The organism is Paraburkholderia sp. LEh10 (assembly GCF_017814945.1).
Classification (GTDB): Bacteria; Pseudomonadota; Gammaproteobacteria; order Burkholderiales; family Burkholderiaceae; genus Paraburkholderia.
Genome location: NZ_JAGIPX010000005.1, coordinates 24,848 through 43,342, shown reverse-complemented (window position 1 = coordinate 43,342; position 18,495 = coordinate 24,848). Strand labels below are relative to the sequence as shown.

Annotated in this window: 16 protein-coding genes and 1 pseudogene; 5 read left to right on the top strand and 12 right to left on the bottom strand. The window is 63.8% G+C overall.

Going from position 1 to position 18,495, the window contains the following annotated elements; genetic code table 11:
* The first annotated feature begins 4 nt into the window (after positions 1 to 4).
* On the top strand, positions 5 to 790 hold the full coding sequence (locus tag J8I87_RS05630) for an enoyl-CoA hydratase/isomerase family protein (RefSeq protein WP_209930459.1): 786 nt from the start codon (positions 5 to 7) through the stop codon (positions 788 to 790).
* A gap of 48 nt (positions 791 to 838) precedes the next feature.
* Entirely contained in the window at positions 839 to 2,851 is a 2,013-nt protein-coding gene (locus J8I87_RS05625; RefSeq protein ID WP_209930458.1) for an acetyl/propionyl/methylcrotonyl-CoA carboxylase subunit alpha, read from the top strand.
* 27 nt (positions 2,852 to 2,878) lie between these two features.
* Here J8I87_RS05625 and J8I87_RS05620 read toward each other — a convergent pair whose 3' ends face one another.
* The 6 genes from J8I87_RS05620 to J8I87_RS05595 all read right to left on the bottom strand — a co-directional run bounded on the left by J8I87_RS05620 (position 2,879) and on the right by J8I87_RS05595 (position 8,394).
* A complete protein-coding gene (locus J8I87_RS05620) occupies positions 2,879 to 3,667 on the bottom strand; it encodes a phosphate/phosphite/phosphonate ABC transporter substrate-binding protein (RefSeq protein ID WP_209930457.1) in 789 nt (262 codons plus the stop codon).
* Between the two features lie 21 nt (positions 3,668 to 3,688).
* Positions 3,689 to 4,729: a fatty acid desaturase gene (locus J8I87_RS05615; protein WP_209930456.1), complete on the bottom strand. Its 1,041-nt coding sequence runs from the start codon at positions 4,727 to 4,729 to the stop codon at positions 3,689 to 3,691.
* A 125-nt stretch (positions 4,730 to 4,854) separates the two neighbouring features.
* Positions 4,855 to 5,616 (bottom strand): CDP-diacylglycerol diphosphatase, encoded by a 762-nt coding sequence (locus J8I87_RS05610; protein ID WP_209930455.1) that lies wholly within the window; start codon positions 5,614 to 5,616, stop codon positions 4,855 to 4,857.
* 5 nt (positions 5,617 to 5,621) lie between these two features.
* On the bottom strand, positions 5,622 to 7,076 hold the full coding sequence (gene iaaH, locus J8I87_RS05605) for an indoleacetamide hydrolase (protein ID WP_209930454.1): 1,455 nt from the start codon (positions 7,074 to 7,076) through the stop codon (positions 5,622 to 5,624).
* Positions 7,077 to 7,151: 75 nt separating this feature from the next.
* Complete coding sequence (locus J8I87_RS05600; RefSeq protein WP_209930453.1) at positions 7,152 to 8,051, bottom strand: ferritin-like domain-containing protein; 900 nt, start codon at positions 8,049 to 8,051, stop codon at positions 7,152 to 7,154.
* Between the two features lie 136 nt (positions 8,052 to 8,187).
* Positions 8,188 to 8,394 carry a transcriptional regulator gene (locus J8I87_RS05595; RefSeq protein ID WP_209930640.1) on the bottom strand — a complete coding sequence of 69 codons (207 nt, stop codon included), beginning with the start codon at positions 8,392 to 8,394 and terminating at the stop codon, positions 8,188 to 8,190.
* Between the two features lie 757 nt (positions 8,395 to 9,151).
* On the opposite strand from J8I87_RS05595, the gene J8I87_RS05590 reads away from it, so the two are divergent.
* A complete protein-coding gene (locus J8I87_RS05590; protein WP_209930452.1) occupies positions 9,152 to 9,730 on the top strand; it encodes a lipase family protein in 579 nt (192 codons plus the stop codon).
* A gap of 233 nt (positions 9,731 to 9,963) precedes the next feature.
* On the opposite strand, the pseudogene J8I87_RS05585 reads toward J8I87_RS05590, so the two are convergent.
* Positions 9,964 to 10,035 (bottom strand): annotated as a pseudogene (locus tag J8I87_RS05585) (IS6 family transposase); the annotation flags it as partial.
* A 303-nt stretch (positions 10,036 to 10,338) separates the two neighbouring features.
* Between J8I87_RS05585 and J8I87_RS05580 the strand changes: the two are divergent.
* A complete protein-coding gene (locus J8I87_RS05580) occupies positions 10,339 to 10,662 on the top strand; it encodes a four-helix bundle copper-binding protein (protein WP_209930451.1) in 324 nt (107 codons plus the stop codon).
* 86 nt (positions 10,663 to 10,748) lie between these two features.
* Complete coding sequence (locus J8I87_RS05575) at positions 10,749 to 11,396, top strand: dienelactone hydrolase family protein (protein ID WP_209930450.1); 648 nt, start codon at positions 10,749 to 10,751, stop codon at positions 11,394 to 11,396.
* Here J8I87_RS05575 and J8I87_RS05570 read toward each other — a convergent pair.
* From J8I87_RS05570 to ald, 5 genes are all read right to left on the bottom strand, one after another.
* Positions 11,393 to 12,505 carry a CapA family protein gene (locus J8I87_RS05570; RefSeq protein ID WP_209930449.1) on the bottom strand — a complete coding sequence of 371 codons (1,113 nt, stop codon included), beginning with the start codon at positions 12,503 to 12,505 and terminating at the stop codon, positions 11,393 to 11,395. The genes J8I87_RS05575 and J8I87_RS05570 overlap by 4 nt on opposite strands.
* Before the next feature lie 307 nt (positions 12,506 to 12,812).
* Positions 12,813 to 13,001 (bottom strand): hypothetical protein, encoded by a 189-nt coding sequence (locus J8I87_RS05565; RefSeq protein WP_209930448.1) that lies wholly within the window; start codon positions 12,999 to 13,001, stop codon positions 12,813 to 12,815.
* A 121-nt stretch (positions 13,002 to 13,122) separates the two neighbouring features.
* Positions 13,123 to 13,380 carry a DUF4242 domain-containing protein gene (locus J8I87_RS05560; RefSeq protein ID WP_028214573.1) on the bottom strand — a complete coding sequence of 86 codons (258 nt, stop codon included), beginning with the start codon at positions 13,378 to 13,380 and terminating at the stop codon, positions 13,123 to 13,125.
* 58 nt (positions 13,381 to 13,438) lie between these two features.
* On the bottom strand, positions 13,439 to 17,062 hold the full coding sequence (locus J8I87_RS05555) for an AAA family ATPase (RefSeq protein ID WP_209930447.1): 3,624 nt from the start codon (positions 17,060 to 17,062) through the stop codon (positions 13,439 to 13,441).
* Positions 17,063 to 17,333: 271 nt separating this feature from the next.
* Complete coding sequence (gene ald, locus J8I87_RS05550) at positions 17,334 to 18,458, bottom strand: alanine dehydrogenase (protein WP_209930446.1); 1,125 nt, start codon at positions 18,456 to 18,458, stop codon at positions 17,334 to 17,336.
* Positions 18,459 to 18,495: the final 37 nt, after the last annotated feature.

The following is an 18,495-nucleotide window of genomic DNA, read 5'->3' as shown; positions in this document are numbered from 1 at the left end:
GCCCATGCAATACGAAAACCTGACCGTCGCGTTCGACAACCAGATCGCCACCGTCACGCTCAATCGTCCCGACGTGCGCAACGCGTTCAACGAAGCGATGATCGCGGAAGTCACGTCCGCGTTTCGCGCGTTCGACGAACGCGACGACGTGCGCGCCGTCGTGCTCGCGGCGAACGGCAAGGCGTTCTGCGCAGGCGCGGACCTGAACTGGATGAAGAAGATGGCCGGCTACTCGGACGACGAGAATCGCGCCGACGCGATGCAGCTCGCGAGCATGCTGTCGTCGATCTATCGCTGCAACAAGCCGGTGATCGCACGCGTGAACGGCGATGCATACGCGGGCGGCATGGGCCTGATCGCGGCATGCGATATCGTCGTGGCCGTCGACACCGCGAAGTTCTGCCTGTCGGAGGCGCGCCTCGGGCTGATTCCCGCGACGATCGCGCCGTACGTGATCCGCGCGCTCGGCGAGCAGGCTTCGCGCCGCTACTTCATGACGGCGGAGGCGTTCGATTGCGCAACGGCATATCGGCTGGGCTTCGTCAGCGAATGCGTGAGCGCCCACAAGCTCGACGAAGCGGTCCAGCAGATTGCGGCGACGCTGTGCGCGAACGGGCCGCAGGCGGTGCGGGCGTGCAAGCAGCTCGTGCATGACGTCGCGGGCCGCGAAATCGACGCGGCTCTGATCGAAGACACGGCGGCGCGCATCGCCCGGACCCGCGCGGGCGCGGAAGGGCGCGAAGGCGTCGCGTCGTTCCTCGACAAGCGTTCGCCGTCCTGGCGCGCGTGATCGCGTGATGACGGTCCACGCACAGAACAACACCCATCGAGACACCTCATGTTCAACAAGATCCTGATTGCGAACCGGGGCGAGATTGCCTGCCGCGTCGCCGCGACCTGCAAGCGGCTCGGCATCACGAGCGTCGCCGTTTACTCCGATGCGGACGCGAACGCGAAGCACGTGGCCGCGTGCGACGAAGCCGTGCATATCGGCGGCTCGACGGCGGCGGAAAGCTATCTGCGCGTCGAACGCATCATCGAAGCGGCGCTCGCGACGGGCGCGCAGGCCGTGCATCCGGGCTACGGCTTTCTGTCGGAGAACGAGGACTTTGCGCACGCGTGCGAGAAGGCGGGCATCGAGTTCATCGGGCCCCCCGTCGAGGCGATTGCCGCGATGGGCTCGAAGGCGGCCGCCAAGGCGTTGATGCATTCGGCCGCCGTGCCGCTCGTGCCCGGCTATCACGGCGACGATCAGAACGCCGACCTGCTGCATCGCCAGGCCGATTCGATTGGCTATCCCGTGCTGCTGAAGGCGAGCGCGGGCGGCGGCGGCAAGGGCATGCGCGTGGTCGAGCGCACAGAAGATTTCGCCGCCGCGCTCGCGTCATGCAAGCGCGAAGCGGCAAGCAGCTTCGGCAACGACCGCGTGCTGATCGAAAAGTATCTGACGCGTCCGCGCCACGTCGAAGTGCAGGTGTTCGCCGACAAGCACGGCGGCGCGGTGTATCTGTTCGATCGCGACTGCTCGGTGCAGCGCCGCCACCAGAAGGTGCTGGAAGAGGCGCCCGCGCCCGGCCTGCAACCGCATGTGCGCCGCGCGATGGGCGAGGCGGCCGTCGCGGCCGCGCGCGCAGTGAACTATGTCGGCGCGGGCACGGTCGAGTTCATCATGACGGCGGGCGGCGAGTTCTACTTCATGGAGATGAACACGCGCCTGCAGGTCGAGCATCCCGTCACGGAGATGGTCACGGGGCTCGACCTCGTCGAATGGCAGTTGCGAGTCGCGTCGGGCGAGCGCCTGCCGCTCGCGCAGGACCAGTTGACGATCGAAGGGCACGCGATCGAAGCGCGTATCTATGCCGAGCATCCGGCGCGCGGCTTTCTGCCTTCGACGGGTACGTTGAAGCATCTGCGCATGCCGGAAGGCGTCGAGTTCTCGTTGGGCGCGGGCGGCGAGCGTGCGCCCGTGCGCGTCGATAGCGGCGTGCGCGAGGGCGACACGATCACGCCATTCTACGATCCGATGATCGCGAAGCTGATCGTGCACGGCGCGAGCCGCGACGAAGCGCTCAAGCGGATGGCGCATGCGCTGCGCGGCTGCGAAGTGGTCGGGCCGCACACGAATGTCGAGTTCTTGCAGCGTATCGTCGCGAGCGTGCCGTTCTCGACGGGCGATCTGGATACGGGGCTGATCGAGCGTCATCACGATGCGTTGTTTGCGCCCGTGAAGAAGCCGTTGCGCGAAGCGCTCGCGCTCGCGTGCGGGGCGCTGATGACGCGCGAAGGCGGCGTCGCGCACGGCGCGTCGCCGTGGGATGCGTTGTCGCACTGGCGTCTGAATGGCGGCTATACGCAGATGCTCAACTGGCGCGATGTCGAGAAAGAAGCTGCGTTTACAGTGGTTTTTGCGCGCGACGGCGCATCGCAGACGCTCTCGCACGATGGCCAGACGGAGGCGTTCAAATGGTGGCGCGGCGCGGGCGAGCATGAGTACGGCGCGACGATCGGCGATGCGCACGTGACGGGCCGCGTGTTCATCGACGGCGATACGTTTCATGTGTTCTGCCGCGGCGAAGCGCTCGCATTCGAATGGCAGAACCTGCTCGCGCATGCCGCCGATGCCGAGCATGGCGAAGGGCGTCTCACCGCGCCGATGCCGGGCAAGGTGATTGCGGTGCTGGTCGAGCAGGGCGCAGTCGTCGAGAAGGGGCAGCCGCTCATCGTGATGGAAGCGATGAAGATGGAGCACACGATCGGCGCGCCCGCGTCGGGCAAGGTGGCGGAGGTGCTGTATGGCGTCGGCGATCAGGTCGCCGATGGCGCACAGCTGCTCGTGCTCGACGTCGAATAACGCGCCAACCGGCACGAGCGCCGGACGTCATGCGAGGCGCGCGTAGTTCGCTACGCGCGCCTCGTTTTCCATTTCGGCAATGCTTTCGTACGCTTCGCGCGGCAAGTGCGAGAAGCCCTTGAGCCGCAGGCGCAGCGCGCGCGCAGGCTGTGCGGCGAGGCTTTGTTCGAGCGCGGCGCGCAATGCGCCGATCTGTTCGGACGGTACCTGCTTCGATGCGATCAACGGCAAGCCCGGCGATGAGCGCGTGTAGCCGATCTCGCGCAATACGCCCGCGAGTTGCGGATACTCATCGAGCACGAACGCCATCGTCACGCAGTCGATCGCGGCAATGTCCGCGCGATCTTCGGCAATGGCGCGCAGCGAGCCGAGATGCGAGCCTGTTTCGAGTGTTGCGCTGAAGAATTTGCCGTTGCGCGCATGCGGTGCGACGGCGTGCCGAAACGCGTTGTAGCCGCTGTTCGAATCGGCCGCGTTGTAGGCCGCGCGCGCGCCGCGACAAGCGTGCAGCGAATCGAACGGCGCATCGGCGCGCGTGACGAGCACGCTCGAATAGCTCGCGCCCTGGCAGCCGGGCGCGTCGAACTGCGGCGTCGCGATCAGCTGCACGTATTCGTGCAGTCCCAGCACGAACGGATAGCCGCATGTCTGCGACAACAGCAAATCGGGACGCCGCCAGAATGCGTGCAGATCATCGGGACCGGCGATCGCGGCCGAAGGCTCGACGCGGCTTAGCACGTCCGCGAGCAGCCCCTGCCAGTCGGCTGCGAGCGCGGGCGATACGTTGTACATCGGCAGGGCCGCGATCCAGTTCATGCAGGCGATTCTAAACGCGGTTCAGCCCGTGATGCGCATTCTGTCCGCGTTGCGGGCGGGCCGCTCGACGCCTGCCACAGTCCCGATCTTGCTCATGCTGCGCGCGCCCGGACCGAATGAGTCGGCGAGCGGGTGCATCGCATGCACGATGGGGCGAAGCGCATGCTGCCGCAGCCACTCGAAGTAGCCGCGCACGATGAACCCGCCGTTGCGCGCGAGATAGTCGCCGCGCCGCGCGCGGTACACGTCGCGCAATGCGTACCATGGCACGCCAGGCAGATCGTGGTGCACGGCATGGTAGTTGTTGTTCAGAAATAAAAGCCGCCAGAACCATCCGGCCTCGTTGATGACGGAGCGCTGCTCGTGCGACGCGGCGGCGCGATGCTCGTGAAACGAGCGCACGGAACTCAACGCGAGCGCCGGATAACCGACGCCCGCAAAAAAGAGCCACGGCGCGATGCCGCATCCGCGATCGAGCCATATGACGAGCACGGCAAGCAGGGCCAGGTGCGCGAGCCATGCGGGCACATCGCGCCAGTCGCCGCGCAACAGCTTGCGTGCTGCGCCCGTCGCCGTCGCGGCAATCGAGAACGCCGGACCCAGCAGAAGCCGCCCAGCGAATGTGTTGCGCGCGATCAGCAGCGCGCGCGTCAGCGGCCCGGCCTGCCGCCATGCTTCGGCGCTGACGAAATAGCTTTCGGGATCGATCTCGGGATGCGTCAGATGCCAATCGTCATGATGCTGCAGATGCAACTGGCGATAGACGGGATACGGAAACCACACGGCAAGCGGCGCGAAGCCGATCAGGCCGTTGACGAATGCGGAGCGCGTCGGGTGTCCGTGCAGCAGTTCGTGCTGCAGCGACATGTACCACGCGCTGATCACGGCGAGCAGCGCAATCGCGACGCTCAAGCCGAGCGCGCGTACGTGGCTCGCGACGAAAAACCATCCGCCGTAGATCGTGACGATCAGCAGCCACGTCGGCCATTCGGTGCGCCATGTGAAGCTCGCGCGTTGTTGCGAAAGAGCGCGACGTTGCGCGTCGTCGAGATAGATGGCCATCGGCGGATCGATCGTAATGCAGTTCGACCGATCGTAAATGCCGGGCCGGCGCAGTTGAACCAATTTGTTCGGCAAAGCATGTGAGCAAAGCGGGTTAAGCGCTCGGGAGCCGATGCGCAGCGCTTTTACTGATGCATCCCGATCTCGCAAGCATGATCGAGCATCCCTTCCGCCGTTCCGCTGCCATCATCGAGCTCGAGCCCGCTGTTCACGACGAGCCAGCCGTCCTTGTCGGACGGTCCCGCGCCCGTCACGAGAATAGTCTGCTGCGCCATCGCGTCGCTGCCCTGACGATCGCGTGCAACGATCCGGAACGGGTCGCTTTCGCCCGTCAGCGACAACACGCGCATCACGCGATACCGGCTGCCGTCGAGCGTCGCCCAGTGCCACTGGCCGGGCTGCGCCGTGCGGTAGCGCGAGAGATCCTTGATGATCTTGTCGTGCATGCAATCCATATGGATATGCAACTGATTCTGCGTGCGGCGGTACTTCGAGTTGATTTCAAGGCCGAGCTGGTTCGGCGGAAACGTCAGGCCGATGCGCGAGCCTACATACTGCCGCGCGGCCCATGCGTCGACCCAATAGTCCGGCGCATCGGCGTCGAGCACGCTGGGGCTTTCGATGCCCGTCACGCGGTCGGTCGGAATCAGCAGATATTGCGTGTCGCCGTTGATGTCCTTGAGGATCGCGTAGCGTTTTGACAGATCGACGCTCGTGCAGAAGCCGGGGCTGCCCGACGTGCGCGCGGCGGGCACGCACTGGTGATCGACGATCTTCCATAGCGCGTTCGGATCGGCGGCGGCGATGATCGCGCAGCCCGAGGTGAGCAGCGCGACGGCAAGCGCCGCAATGCGCCTTGCGCATTGCCTGATGCATGGTCTGAACATGGTCTTCAGATGGTCGGGGCAGGGACGGCGCCGATCACCGCCTCGAACGCGATGCCGATCGCGAGCAGCCGCCGGTCGCTGCCGAGCGGTGCGTCCAGCTCGATGCCCACGGGCAGCCCGTGGTTCGTCAGGCCGGCGGGCAGCGACAGGCCCGGAATGCCCGCATTGCTCGCGGGGTCGGTATTGCGCAGATAGGCGGCCATTTCGTCGATCGCGGGCGCGCCGTCGATCGAGACGACAGACGAACCGTTGATCTCGTCGACGGGCACGGCGACGAGGCGGGTGGTGGGGAAAAGCAGCGCATCGAGCTGCGAGGCGGCGAACGTGTCCGCATAGTGCCGCTGCAATTGCGGACGCCAGACGCCCAGCGCGTCCGGGTATTGCCGGGTCAGCGCGCCCGCCAGCACGGCGTCGTAGATATTGCGCACGTCGGGGCTCGCGATCCGGGCCGCCAGTTCGCCGACTGTCTGCACGGGCGCGCCGTTCGCGGCGAGGTAGTCGCGCACGTCGTCGAGCGCTTCGTGGATCGCGATCGGGCCGCCCGTCTGGTCGTTCAGGCGCAGAAGATCGGGCATCGCGACGGGGACGAACGTGACGCCTGCCGCTTCGAGCTTGCTGAGCGCGGCGCGCGCGACATCTTCCGTTGCCTGTTCGAGATCGGCCCACAGCGGCTCGGGCAGGCCGATGCGCAGCGCGGACAACTGCACGTCCGGCAGCGCGGCATCGCCTGTGATCACGCCGTCGAGCAGCGCGACGTCCGTGACCGTGCGCGCCATCGGCCCGACGGTGTCGCGCGTGTGGCTGATGGGGACGACGGCCTGCGGGTCGTGATAGCGGCGCTGCGTGCCGCCGTCGCCCACGGACGGGCGAAAGCCCGCAATGCCCGTGAGCGCGGCGGGAATGCGCGTCGAGCCGCCCGTGTCGCTGCCGAGCCCGGCGGGCGAGATGCGCGCGGCGACAGCAACGGCCGTGCCGCCCGACGAGCCGCCCGCGATCAGCGACGGATCATACGGATTGCGCACGGCGCCCGCATGCGGGGCCAGATTGGTGCTGGTGATGCCGAACGCGAGTTCGTGCATGTTCGTCTTGCCGAGCACGATCGCGCCCGCGTCGGTCAGCCTGCGCACGGAGGGCGCGTCGGTTTGCGGCTTGAAGCCGTCGAGCGCGGGCGTGCCCGCCGAGGTCAGCAGACCCGCCGTGTTGATGTTGTCCTTGATGACCACGGGCAAGCCCGCAAGTGGAAGACGGGCCCTTTCGTCGGGCGGCAGCGCGTCGATGCGCTTGGCGGCGGCAAGCGCGCCTTCCATGTCGAGCACAGTGAACGCGTTGAGCGTGGCAAGCGCGGCGGCGCGCGCGAGCAGGGTCGCGACGTAGTCGGTGGCCGTCAGCCGGCCCGACTGGATGGCCGCGACGGCCTGCGTCGCCGTCAGCGCGAGTTGTTCGTCGACCGTCCATCGCATGAGGTCTGCCTCCCTCGATTGGGCTGCGCGGCGCGCCGCGCAGCGTGTCGTGAATGCGCCCGGGCGCGGATGCGCCTACTTGCGCATCAACCGCAGCGCGAGGCGCGCGAGCCTCGGTACGAGCGTAGGGCGTACGAGCCGTTTGTCGTAGCCGCTCATCCGTTGGTCGTTTTCCTTGAGGCAGAGTTCGATCAACTGACGCGTCGACAGCGCCTGGCCTATCGTCGAGCTGTTGGCGGGCAGAAAGTTCGAGTCGTGCGCGACGCCGTCGGCATCGATTCCCTTTGCGATCGCCACGCGGTCCCAGATCAGCTTGACCCAGATCGCGCCGACCCGCAGCGAATGCCACGGCCTGCGCCACCACGGCATCGTACGGCGATACCACGCGACCCAGTTGGCGAAAAAGAGAATGTGGCGCGCTTCTTCCTGAATGACGGGCTCGAAGGTTTCGACCAGTTCTTCCGGGAAGTAGCCCGAAAGCTGCGCGGAACGGAACAGGCCGAAGGCGAAAAAGCTGTCGATGCACTCGCTGTAGCCGGTGAACATCCACGCCCATTGCGCGTCGCGCGGCGGCGGATAGTCGGGCTCGGGCGCGAGCTTGATGCCGTATGCTGCGACGAGCCGCGACAAAACGTGCTTGTGGCGTGCTTCTTCAGCCGCATCCATTTCGATCGCTTCTCGCACCAAAGGATCTTGCACCTGCGCCGCATAGGTGGCGACGCGGATCGACGCGCGGCCTTCCGTCTGCACGGCGATGTCCCAGATGGGCAGCGATGTGATGCGTTTCAGCGCGTCGGGCGGCAGCGCCGGCCAATCGATGACGGCTGGTTTATACGGGTTATGGGTTTCCAGCAGCATCCGGCAGAACATCTGCTTGTGTTCTTCGGAGCCGACGGGCATGCGCGCGTGTCCGCGGAATGTCCAGTGGCGCAGCGCATGATCATGCTCGGCTTCTGTTATCAGGCTGTCTGACATGTCAGGCGAAACTTTGGATAGTTATTCCGCCTATTCTGTCATAACCCGTCATTTTTTGGCGTCGAACGGCCATGCGCCGTGCTGCATACGCGTTTCGCGACCGCGTCGCGTCAAAAATTGCGATCCGCCAATGCGCTCATTGATGGCTATCGATCCACAGGCGCCCCCAACGGCACGCGTAGGCGAGCGCGTGTTCTTCGTCGAAGAAGTAATCGAGCGCGTCGAATGAGTAGGCGTGCCCGCCGCTCGCGGCCGGGGTTTTCTCGATGGTGAGGTTTGCGGCGAAGAGCCCGTTGGGCAGCCGCTGTGCCACCGGGGCCACTTCGTAGCCCTTGTAGCGGATGTGCCGGTTCGCCCGGAGAGCCTTGTCTGGCGTGGGGTGTTCGGAATTTGCCCGGAATCTGTTTTGAATTTTCATCGTGCTGCTCCCTGCCGCTGATCGTCACGCAAAGCGTAAACGACCCCGTTCGACGACTGAACCAACGATTCGTCGAAAGCAAATCAGGCCGGGGGCGCTTGGAATTATCGCGAGGGGTCTGCTTCGGGAACCGCCAGTTACGGTCCGATCTTGACACGCATCGGCTCGATTCCGCGTGCGTTTTCGTACAGTGCGGACGAAGATTCTGTGAGATGGCCGAGCCGCGATTTTGTATCGACAGCGCCCTGTTGCTCTTACAGCGCGGCACGAGCGGCACGACGGCTTCCGCGTTGTAAAGCTTCCGCACCACGTCATGCGCAGAGAAGCGCGCCGCGAGCTCGCCGTCCGCACTCGCGCGCGACGGCTCGAACGCATACACCTTGTTCGCCGGCGGGCCGACCTGGCTCGATGCCCGCCGTAGCGGGGCGCTTTTCGGATTCCTTCGATGGCGAGGCCCCGCGGTGGACACCTACTCTGAACGCGTGCGCTACCCACGTGGCGCACTTGGTCCCACCCCAAAAGGGTTCTGACAGCCCCATTCCGGTGGGGCTTTTTTTTATCCATAGATTCGCGGCGCACAACCCCAAACAAAACATGCAATGAAAAAGCTGATGCTGCCCGGGGCAGGCTATGTCACTACCATCACGGCGACCGCCTTGAGTGCTGGCGGCCCCGTCCAACGATGACGCCGCGCGACTACGCGCTGCTCGCGCAGCGCGCATATACGACGCTGCCGCTGATCGGCCTTGAGGCGAGTGCGGCGCGTGCGATCACGGAGGGGAATGCCGTCGCGTTCCCCGGCACGAACAACGGCGCGTGCTGGCGCACAGACGTCGAGGTTGCGATCACGCGGGTGGAAGGCCTCGGATATCTGCACGCGGGGTTCTGGCAGGCGCTGTGCTCGATTGTGGGGCCACTGCTCGCGCTGCCATGCGTGGATGTGACGGTAGGGCATAGCGAAGGGGCCGCGCTCGCGCTTCTACACGCGGCGCTGCTGTGCCAGATCGGGCGGCCGCCGCGAGAGGTGTACGCGTTCGAGCCACCGCGCGTCAGTGTGGATGGAACGATTGCGGCGCTTTTGCAGGCGCGCGGCGTGCAACTGCATCTGTATCGCAACGGCCTGGATATCGTCCCGCTCGTGCCGCCGTCGCTGGTTCACACATGGCAACATCCGGCGCCGCTGATCGCAATCGGCAAACCGTCGCTGCCCGTGCCGAACGTTGCGGATCATTCAATCGATCGCGTGATCGCGGCGCTGTGACCTCTCGCGCGCCGGCTTGTTTTGCCGAAACGCGAGAAACTTTGGCTGGCGAGATACCTCGACGACGATGGTCGGCGCGCCACAGGTATTCATGGTCTCGCTGTGGCTTTGGTGTATTGCGAAACGGTGAGACTTACTTTGTCCGGCTACTGGCGTTTGCATGTGCAAGCGCCTCTGACATACCGTTCCTGATGTATTAGTTACGGTGCCGTCCGTGTCCACTGCGCGGTCGGATATTCCCATTGCCCCTGGACCTTGACGTAGGTCCCATCCATCCTCCAGATCCTTCCGACAGGGCGTTTGTGGAGCAAATCATGTTCGTCAACGAAGTCGGTTCGCGAATTCTACCCACGACGCCTTATTGCGACACTACTACTCCGACAGTGGCGCCCCTTAAAACAAGCTGGCCCAACAGACTCGAAATGTTTAACGAAGCTATTCGCGAGAAATCCGGCTCGCAGCATCGCTTTACGGCGCCGACACCAGCGACTACGCTGCTAGGAGAGCCGCGCTGATCGGCCCTGAAGTTATCGCAACACCTTGCGCCTTGTCGGAGAAGAGCAACTGGCGGACGCCGAACAATTCTATTCAAGTCTGGAGCTTCGTCGATGAACCCCGAAATCTATCAGCCGACTATTGAAGCCTGCGATGCTTGTGCCGCTGCCTGCGATCGCTGCGCATCCGCCTGCCTCGATGAACCGGGCCGGGCGAACATGGCCAAATGTATTCGCCTCAACGCCGATTGCGCTTCGCTATGCCGTCTCACATCTGCGGCGTTGGCTCGACAGAGCCATTTCGCACCCGAGTTTTCCGAACTCTGTGCGCGTATCTGTGACGAGTGCGCCGATGAATGTGCGCGGCACCCACCCGAGCACTGCGGCACATGCAGCGATGCGTGCCGCAGGTGTGCAGAGGCCTGCCGCGCGATCTAGTGTCTTGCTCAGCACCAGCGCGCCCGCCGACGGCGAGCGCGTCGCATATCGGGTCGGAAAAGCGCCGTACCCGGCATGAGGATGTCATGGAACCTCGGCTTCAAATGCGGGAAGTCACCATTCCGGTGGCAGACGCGTCGCTGATGGGCACGCTCGCACTGCCACATAACGCTCAATCACTGGTTGTGTTCGCGCACGGCAGCGGCAGTTCGCGGTTCAGCCCTCGTAACCAGTACGTGGCCACCGAACTCAACCGGGCCAGCATCGGAACGCTGCTGATGGACCTGCTCTCCGAGCAGGAAGACACCGGCCCCGCACCCCGCTTCGACATCGAGTTGCTGGCGGTGCGTCTCGCGCAAGCAACGGCCTGGATCTCGGCGAAGCAGACGACACGCCTCTCGTTTGGTTACTTCGGCGCGAGCACGGGCGCGGCTGCGGCGATCCGCGCGGCGCGCGTGTCGTCGGTGCCGATCGAGGCGATCGTTTCGCGAGGCGGCAGGCCCGATCTCGCCGGACGCGACGTCCTCGCGGCGGTGAACGCGCCTACGTTGCTCGTGGTAGGCGGGCTCGACGTCAATGTCATCGAAGTCAACCGGGAGGCTTTCGCTCTGCTCGAATGTCCGAAGGATCTTGTGATCGTCCCCGGTGCAACTCACCTGTTCGAGGAGCCCGGCACGCTAGAAGCGGTCGCGCGGCACGCGGTGCAGTGGTTCGAGCGTTATCTCGGCGCCTAGGCGCCCGTATGCAGCACGAGCGTGTCGTTAGCGCGGCGCTTCACAGTGGCGCCCAATGGCTGACTCTGTCGATTCAGCGTTTCTTGTAACCATCGAGTGCCTTCTTCAGGCGCCCGGTTGATCCGGAAGTGGCGCGTCTGCGTCGGCGTCATCGACAACTCGGCCAACGTGCCCGTTGCAAGGTCGAGCGTCGGAAAATACATCAGCGCAAGATCGCTGCGGAACGCTTCCTGACCGCTGATACCTTCATAGTCGTTGATGAAGTCCCCGGTACCGTACAGGACGAGTTTGCCTCGGTACACCTCGATGCCCTTCACATGGTGCGACGAATGGCCGTGTACGAGATCCACGCCCGCCGAATCGATGAGTTCGTGCGCGAAGTATCGCTGCGAAGCAGGTATGTCGAAATTGAAGTTCTCGCCCCAATGAATCGAGACGATGACGATGTCGGCTGCCTGCCTGACCGCTCGCACCTGCGCCGCGATCGTGCATACGGTGTCAGCCGAAAGATCAGAGAGCCGGTTTACGCCGGGGCGGCCCCGACGGGCGGCCCAGTCCGCGCCCACGCCGCTCGATTCCGTGGCAAAGGCGAAGATCATCACTCTGCCGCCACCCGCCAGTTCGATCAACGCTGGCGCGGCCGCCTCGACGTCGTCCTGCCCCGCGCCAGCCATATGAATGCCGGCGCGAGCCAAGGCGTTCAGCGTTTCCTTCAAGCCGCGATAGCCCCAGTCGAGCACATGATTGTTCGCGAGCGCGCAGCAGTCGATTTTCGCGGCGCTCAGGACGGGCGCGTTGGCGGGATGCATGCGGTAGTGGATGCCCTTTCCGGGCCATGCGTCCTCGCTGGATGTGACGGCCGTCTCCAGGTTGATGATGCGCGCGGCAGGACTCATGCGCTCGAGTTCGCGCAGCGCATCGCCCCACACGTAGCCGAACGGGACACACTCCGGTATCGGGCCGGTTTTCGCTTCGGCGAGGCGCACATAGTCTCTTGCCGAACGCACATAGGGCTCGAAGAGATGGGGCCGGCTCGGATGCGGCAGTATCTGATCGATACCGCGTCCTAGCATCACGTCCCCACACAGAAACAGCTTGACGCAGTTCATCCTTCGGAAAAACCAATGTTCCGGGCGCGGCGAGCCGCCCAAGACACTTCCAGGATGGTTTGCCAGCACTTCGGCGTCCAGATATCGGGTCTGTACAGAAGCAGGTGCCGCGTGCAGTTGCTGCTTCGCACTCGCGACGCAGGTTCTACAATCGTCACGCTCAAGTCGCTCACGACCGGCGATGTAATCGCTTACCGGGCGATGTTCTGCCGCCGGCCGCGCTTGACGGGCCCGCCGCGGCCGCGCGATTGCGCCGAATGGCGGACGTTTGCGCGCGGCCTGACGAACGCCTGGGTGCGACTCCTCATCAGCGTCTCGTAACGTTGACGGCTACGATTTCGTATCCGGGGTCGGCGTGGACATTCGCGACTTTGTCCGCTTCCTCATACGAGAGAAAGGACGTGGCTTCCTTGATCTCCGGTGCCATGCCGATATCGCCGTCCTCCGCGGTGCAGAGGAACTTCTCGCCAGTCTTCACGACATAGACGGTTGTCATGTCTCCCTCCATGGCTTGCATAGGCACTTCCAGTCTAGCAGGCCAGAAGGGTTGCACACGGTTCGCTGAATTGTTTCCGTAACGTCCTCGCGGCAGTCGTTCGGTTGTCCGATTGCACCTTCTAGCTAAACATTTCCGGCCGCAAGTCGCTTACCTCGATGATCACATCCGCCGGCAAATTCGCTCGACGCGCGGCGGCGCGGATGGCGTCGGCGTTGGGCGCCTCATACAGGCAATAGGTCTTCTTCTTGTCCGCGCTGAGAAACGAGAAGAGCCACTCCACGCCTTCCTCGTCGTTGATTCTCTTCACAGTTGCGGCACTCTCGCCCGTGACCTCGAGTTGTTCCGCAAAATTACGTTCAATCATAAAACGCGGCATGTGATTCTCCTTGAGTAGCGACGGCCAGGTTGCACGTCAAATTGTGCACCAGCCTGCGCTAATTTCTGGGCCCGGCTCCCGTCTGCGCGCCACCGATGCGTTCGACGAGCGCCAACATCTTGAGTTTTTTGGCTGCGGCGGCCGCCATCGAGAGCAGATCTTGCGCTCGTGCCCTATCTTCGCGTCCATTGCGGGTCGCCAGCATGAGCGCGTATTCGTGCCGGTCATGCGCTAGCCAGGGCCACGCTCGCAAGCGCTCATCCATGTGCAGCGCGTATTCAAAATGCTGTTCCGCGGCTGACCAGTCGCCGAGGGCATGGGCGAGCATGCCAAGAAACCGTGCCGCAGAACCGCAGCACAGCGTAAAGACGGGTACCGTGACGACCTGATCCCGGAACGGCGAGAGAAGGGCATAAATACGTTCGGCATGTTCGGCGGCCCGCAGGCGGGCAGCAACCTCCGCCAGGTATGTCAACGTGACAAGCCGCCTGCTGTCCATGGGGATACTGGATTCCGATTCCGCGAGCCGATCGAGATTGTCGCGGGCCTGCGCTACGAAGCCGAGATCACTGCAAATCAGCATGAAGCCTGGCCGCCACGTCGTGTCCTCGGAATGCTCGTCGACAAACCGCTTGAAGATCGGCGCTACCTCGGCGAGCCGGCCCTGTTCGCGGCGTATCGTGAACATCTGCATGCCGTAGACACCCGTTGCGAGATTCGCATCGGCGTTCTGCGCCATCTGCAACGAGTCGCGCGTCTTGTGCTCCGCCTCGGCGAAGTCACCGACGAGTATGGCCCGCATTGCCTGCGCCCCGGTAACGCACCACCTGTCGACGAAGTGCTGACCACTGGCGGCAATCTGCCGATACCGTTCCAGTGCGCTCTCGAAACTGTCCACCTCGCCGATCTCCAGGTAGCCGGCAAGACATCGCGCGCATGCATGACCGATGGTATGCGCATCGCCGAGATCTTCCGCCATCTGCCTCAGCTCCAGCAACACGCTTTCACGCTCCGCAAACCTGTTCGCAGGCAAAGGGAGCGCCCCTACATGCATCAATTCGCACGCTAATGCGTCGAACAGGCTCGGCAGATCGTTCAGGCGTCTGGCAAGAGAGACGGCCTCCAGCGCAAATTCACGATATTGTTCCCGTGCACCCGTCATATGAACAGTGCGGACGAGGCGACTCAACAGGCGGCAACGTTCGACTGACTCCTCGGTGCCAATCAGCGTGAGCGCCTCCTTCAGCAACGCAAGCGATTCATCGCCGGAGCCTTCGAGGAACGTCTCTGCGGTGTCGAATTCCAACGCTGCCTGCACGAGATACGACGCGAGCTTCTGTTCACGGGCAATTCGGGCCGCTTCGCGGAAGGTCGCGATCGCTTCGCGCTGGGCCAGTCTGAGCTCTGCTCTGCCTCTCGTCAGCAGCAGCGTCAACAGGTGGCGGGTACGGGTCTGCTCACTGAAGGAGCATCGATTCACCAGTTCAAGTCCGCGCTGCACATGGGCGATAGCCTCGTCGTAGGCGGCGCCCGCAAGTGCCCGCTCCCCGGCACGTTGCCAATAGATGATGGCGCGATCGGGCAGATCGGCTGCAGCGAAGTTCTGAGCGATCAGCTCGGGTTGCCGCTCGACGATGTCCGGATAATGTTCTTCGAGGGCGGCCGCGATTCGCGCGTGGTAGTGGCGGCGGCGCGCGAGCAGCAGGGATTGATATGCAATTTCCTGGATCAATGCATGCCGGAACAAATAGGCGTCACCTTCAGCGAGTTTCCCTGAAGCAGGAGTAATGATTTCTGCTGCGATCAGGCGATCGAGCTTTTGCTGCATATCATGCTCTGATCTGGACGCAATCAACCCAAGCAGCTTCCTGTCGAATTCGCGTCCCACTGTGGCTGCGATCTGCGCGGTTTCCTTGACGGTTGGCTCCAGCCGGTCGAGCCGCGACAGCAGCGAGCCCTGCAGCGTATCCGGAATCGCGATCGTCTGCGGCATGCCTTTCAATTCGTAGCTGACGCCGGCATCCTGCAATAGATCGCCTTGGAGAACTGCCTTGGTCAGTTCCTCGACGAAGAGCGGCACACCGTCCGTCTTCGAGACGATTTGATCGAGTACGAGAGCCGGAAGCCGCTTGCCGCCCGTCAGCCGTCCGATCATCGCAACGCATTCGCGGCGCGACAGCCGGTCGAGATTGAGTTGTACGAGATGAGGATAAGTCCATCCCGGTTCAAACTCGGGCCGCGCCGTGATAAGTACCAGTAGCCGCGCGGACACCAGTTGTTCAATCACGAGCCGTACAAACTCGAGGGATGACGGATCGATCCAGTGCGCGTCTTCGACAACGAAAAGTACCGGCTGAACGCGCGTTGACGTTTCGAGCATCGCAACCAGCATGTCCAGCGTCCGGCGCTTGAAGGAAGGGGAAGATGTGTCAACGGGCGGATGGTGCGGCCCTGTTGGAATCCCGAGCAGGTTCGTAAGGACCAGAAGTGATTCGTCGGCATCGACCCCGAGTCTCGCAATTCCGGCCTCTAGCCGCTCCATATCCGACGCATCCGAGGCGTCGGGGCCGACGCCGAAGGTGCGCTGTAGCCAGCGTTGCACCGGCCAAAAAGGGCTGTTGCGATAGTACGCTGAACACTGAAGCGAAACGATCTCATGTGTATCGTCACCAATGCCGTCACAGAGCGCTCGGAGCACGCGAGATTTGCCGATGCCTGGCTCGCCGGTCAACAGCACGCAGCGCATTTCGCCATCGACGCTCTGCTTCCAGCGCCGCTGGATCATCCCGAGTTCCTCAGCCCGGCCGACGAGTGGCGTGATCCCCTGGACCGCCCGGATTTCGAAGCGGTCGATCGTATCCGCTTGCGCGAGCACACGTTGAACCTGGACCAGGCCGGTGACCCCTTTCAGTTCGCGCCAGCCAAGGTTTTCAAGCTTGAACGATCCTTCGATCAGGCGTTGGGCGGCCGGTCCCACGACTATCGCGTCGGCAGGAGCGAGCGTCTGAAGCCTTGCGGCGATGATGGGCGCCTCTCCGACGATCGCGCGGTGATCCAGCGAAGATCCAGCGCCAATCGCACCGGCTACGACAAGTCCCGTTTCGATCCCGACCCGCGCCTGCAGGCGCACGCCGTACTCCGTTTCGATGAGTTCGTTGGCCTCGCGAAGCGCAGCGATGGCGGCAAGCGCGGCGAGTACAGCACGTATGGCATCGTCTTCGTGGGCATTCGGATAACCGAAATAGACGAGCAGGCCGTCACCGATATAAAGCGCGATATGGCCTTCATGCGCTTCGATCGCGCGCGCACAAGCTTGATGGTAGACCCCTAGCAGACGTCGCATGTCCTCTGGATCGAATCGCTCCGCTAGCGCTGTCGAATCGATCAGGTCGACGAACATCACTGTGATTTGCCGCCTCTCAGCCTCGATGGCTCCGGACGCAGGTGACGAAGACAAGCCTCCGCGTTGGTCCGCCGGCTCAAGCGAATGTGCGTGGGCTTCGGCCAGCGCCGCAAGTCCTTTTGCGAGCCGCTTGCGGTCGCCAAGCGTAAGGCCGAGTTCCTTCAGGTCACCCTCGGAAAGATCGCCGAGCACATCCCAGTCGATCCCTTGGGAGGTGAACTTCGCAGCATGCGCGCCGAGGCCAATCTGCGCTAACCATGTCGCCAGATCGTCGGTCATTGCTGCGTCCCTGGAGTGCCCATCCAACGCTATCATCGGCGACGTGGCGCAACTTGTCCACGCGGCTTCGCACCGCTTTGCGGGGTGGCTGGAGAGCAGCGTGCGATTGGACTTGTTAAGTAGTTGCGACGAACATTGCGCCGAGCCGTCGCGCGGACCCACGCTAGCCCCAGTGCGGAATATCGCCAGGCGCGTGCGATCAGGTAAAGAAGGGTGACGGTTTTCGTGTTGCCGAACAAAAGTTGTCCGTTTTAAAACCGCCATCCCCACGCTATTGCGATTCAGCGGCGATGACGTCAGCATCCTCGCAGATGTAGCCCAGCGCTTCAGCGACCTCGGGACACGTCACCTTGCCGAACGCGACATTCAGACCGCGCCGCAGATGCTCGTCATCGGTGAGCGCCTTGCGCCAGCCCTGGTCGGCAATCTGCAGCACAAAGGGTAGCGTCGCATTGTTCAGCGCATAGGTCGAGGTTCGCGGCACGCCGCCGGGCATGTTCGCCACGCAGTAGTGCACGACTTCGCCGATCTTGTACGTGGGCTCCGCATGAGTCGTAGGCTTTGCGGTTTCGCAGCATCCGCCCTGATCGATCGCCACATCGACAATGACGGAGCCCGGGCTCATCGCCTCGACCATCGCGCGCGTGATGAGTTTGGGCGCAGCGGCGCCGGGCACGAGCACGCCGCCGATCACGAGATCGGCATCGAGCACGTGTTGCTCGATATTGTCCTGATTTGAAAACACGGTGATTACGCGCCCGCCCAGCAGCCGGTCCATGCGTCGCAGCGCATCGACATTGCGGTCGATCACGATGACCTGCGCACCCGTGCCGACCGCGATCTGCGCGGCATTGCTGCCCACCACGCCGGCGCCGAGGATTGCGATCTTCGCGCAGGGCACGCCTGCCACGCCGCCGAGCAAAATGCCCTTGCCGCCATGCGCGCGCTCCAGGCAGCATGCGCCCGCCTGAATCGACATGCGGCCCGCGACTTCGGACATCGGCGCAAGCAAGGGCAACCCGCCGCCGCGCTGCGTGACCGTCTCGTATGCGATGCAGACCGCGTTGCTCTTGATGAGATCGGCGCACTGCTCGGGGTCCGGCGCGAGGTGCAGATAGGTGAAAAGGATCTGTCCTTTGCGCAGCATCGCGCGCTCGCGCGGTTGCGGCTCTTTCACCTTGACGATCATGTCGGCGGCGGCAAACACCGCTTCAGCGTCAGGCGCAACCTGCGCGCCCGCGGTCCGGTATGCGTCGTCCGTTGTGCCGATGCCGGCACCCGCTCCCGTTTCGACACTCACGCTGTGTCCATGCGCGACGATCTCACGCACCGACGATGGTGTGAGACCGACGCGGTACTCGTGGTTCTTGATCTCCTTCGGAATGCCGATGTGCATATCGCCTCCTTTATGGGACTGTCTGTCTGCCGCGAAT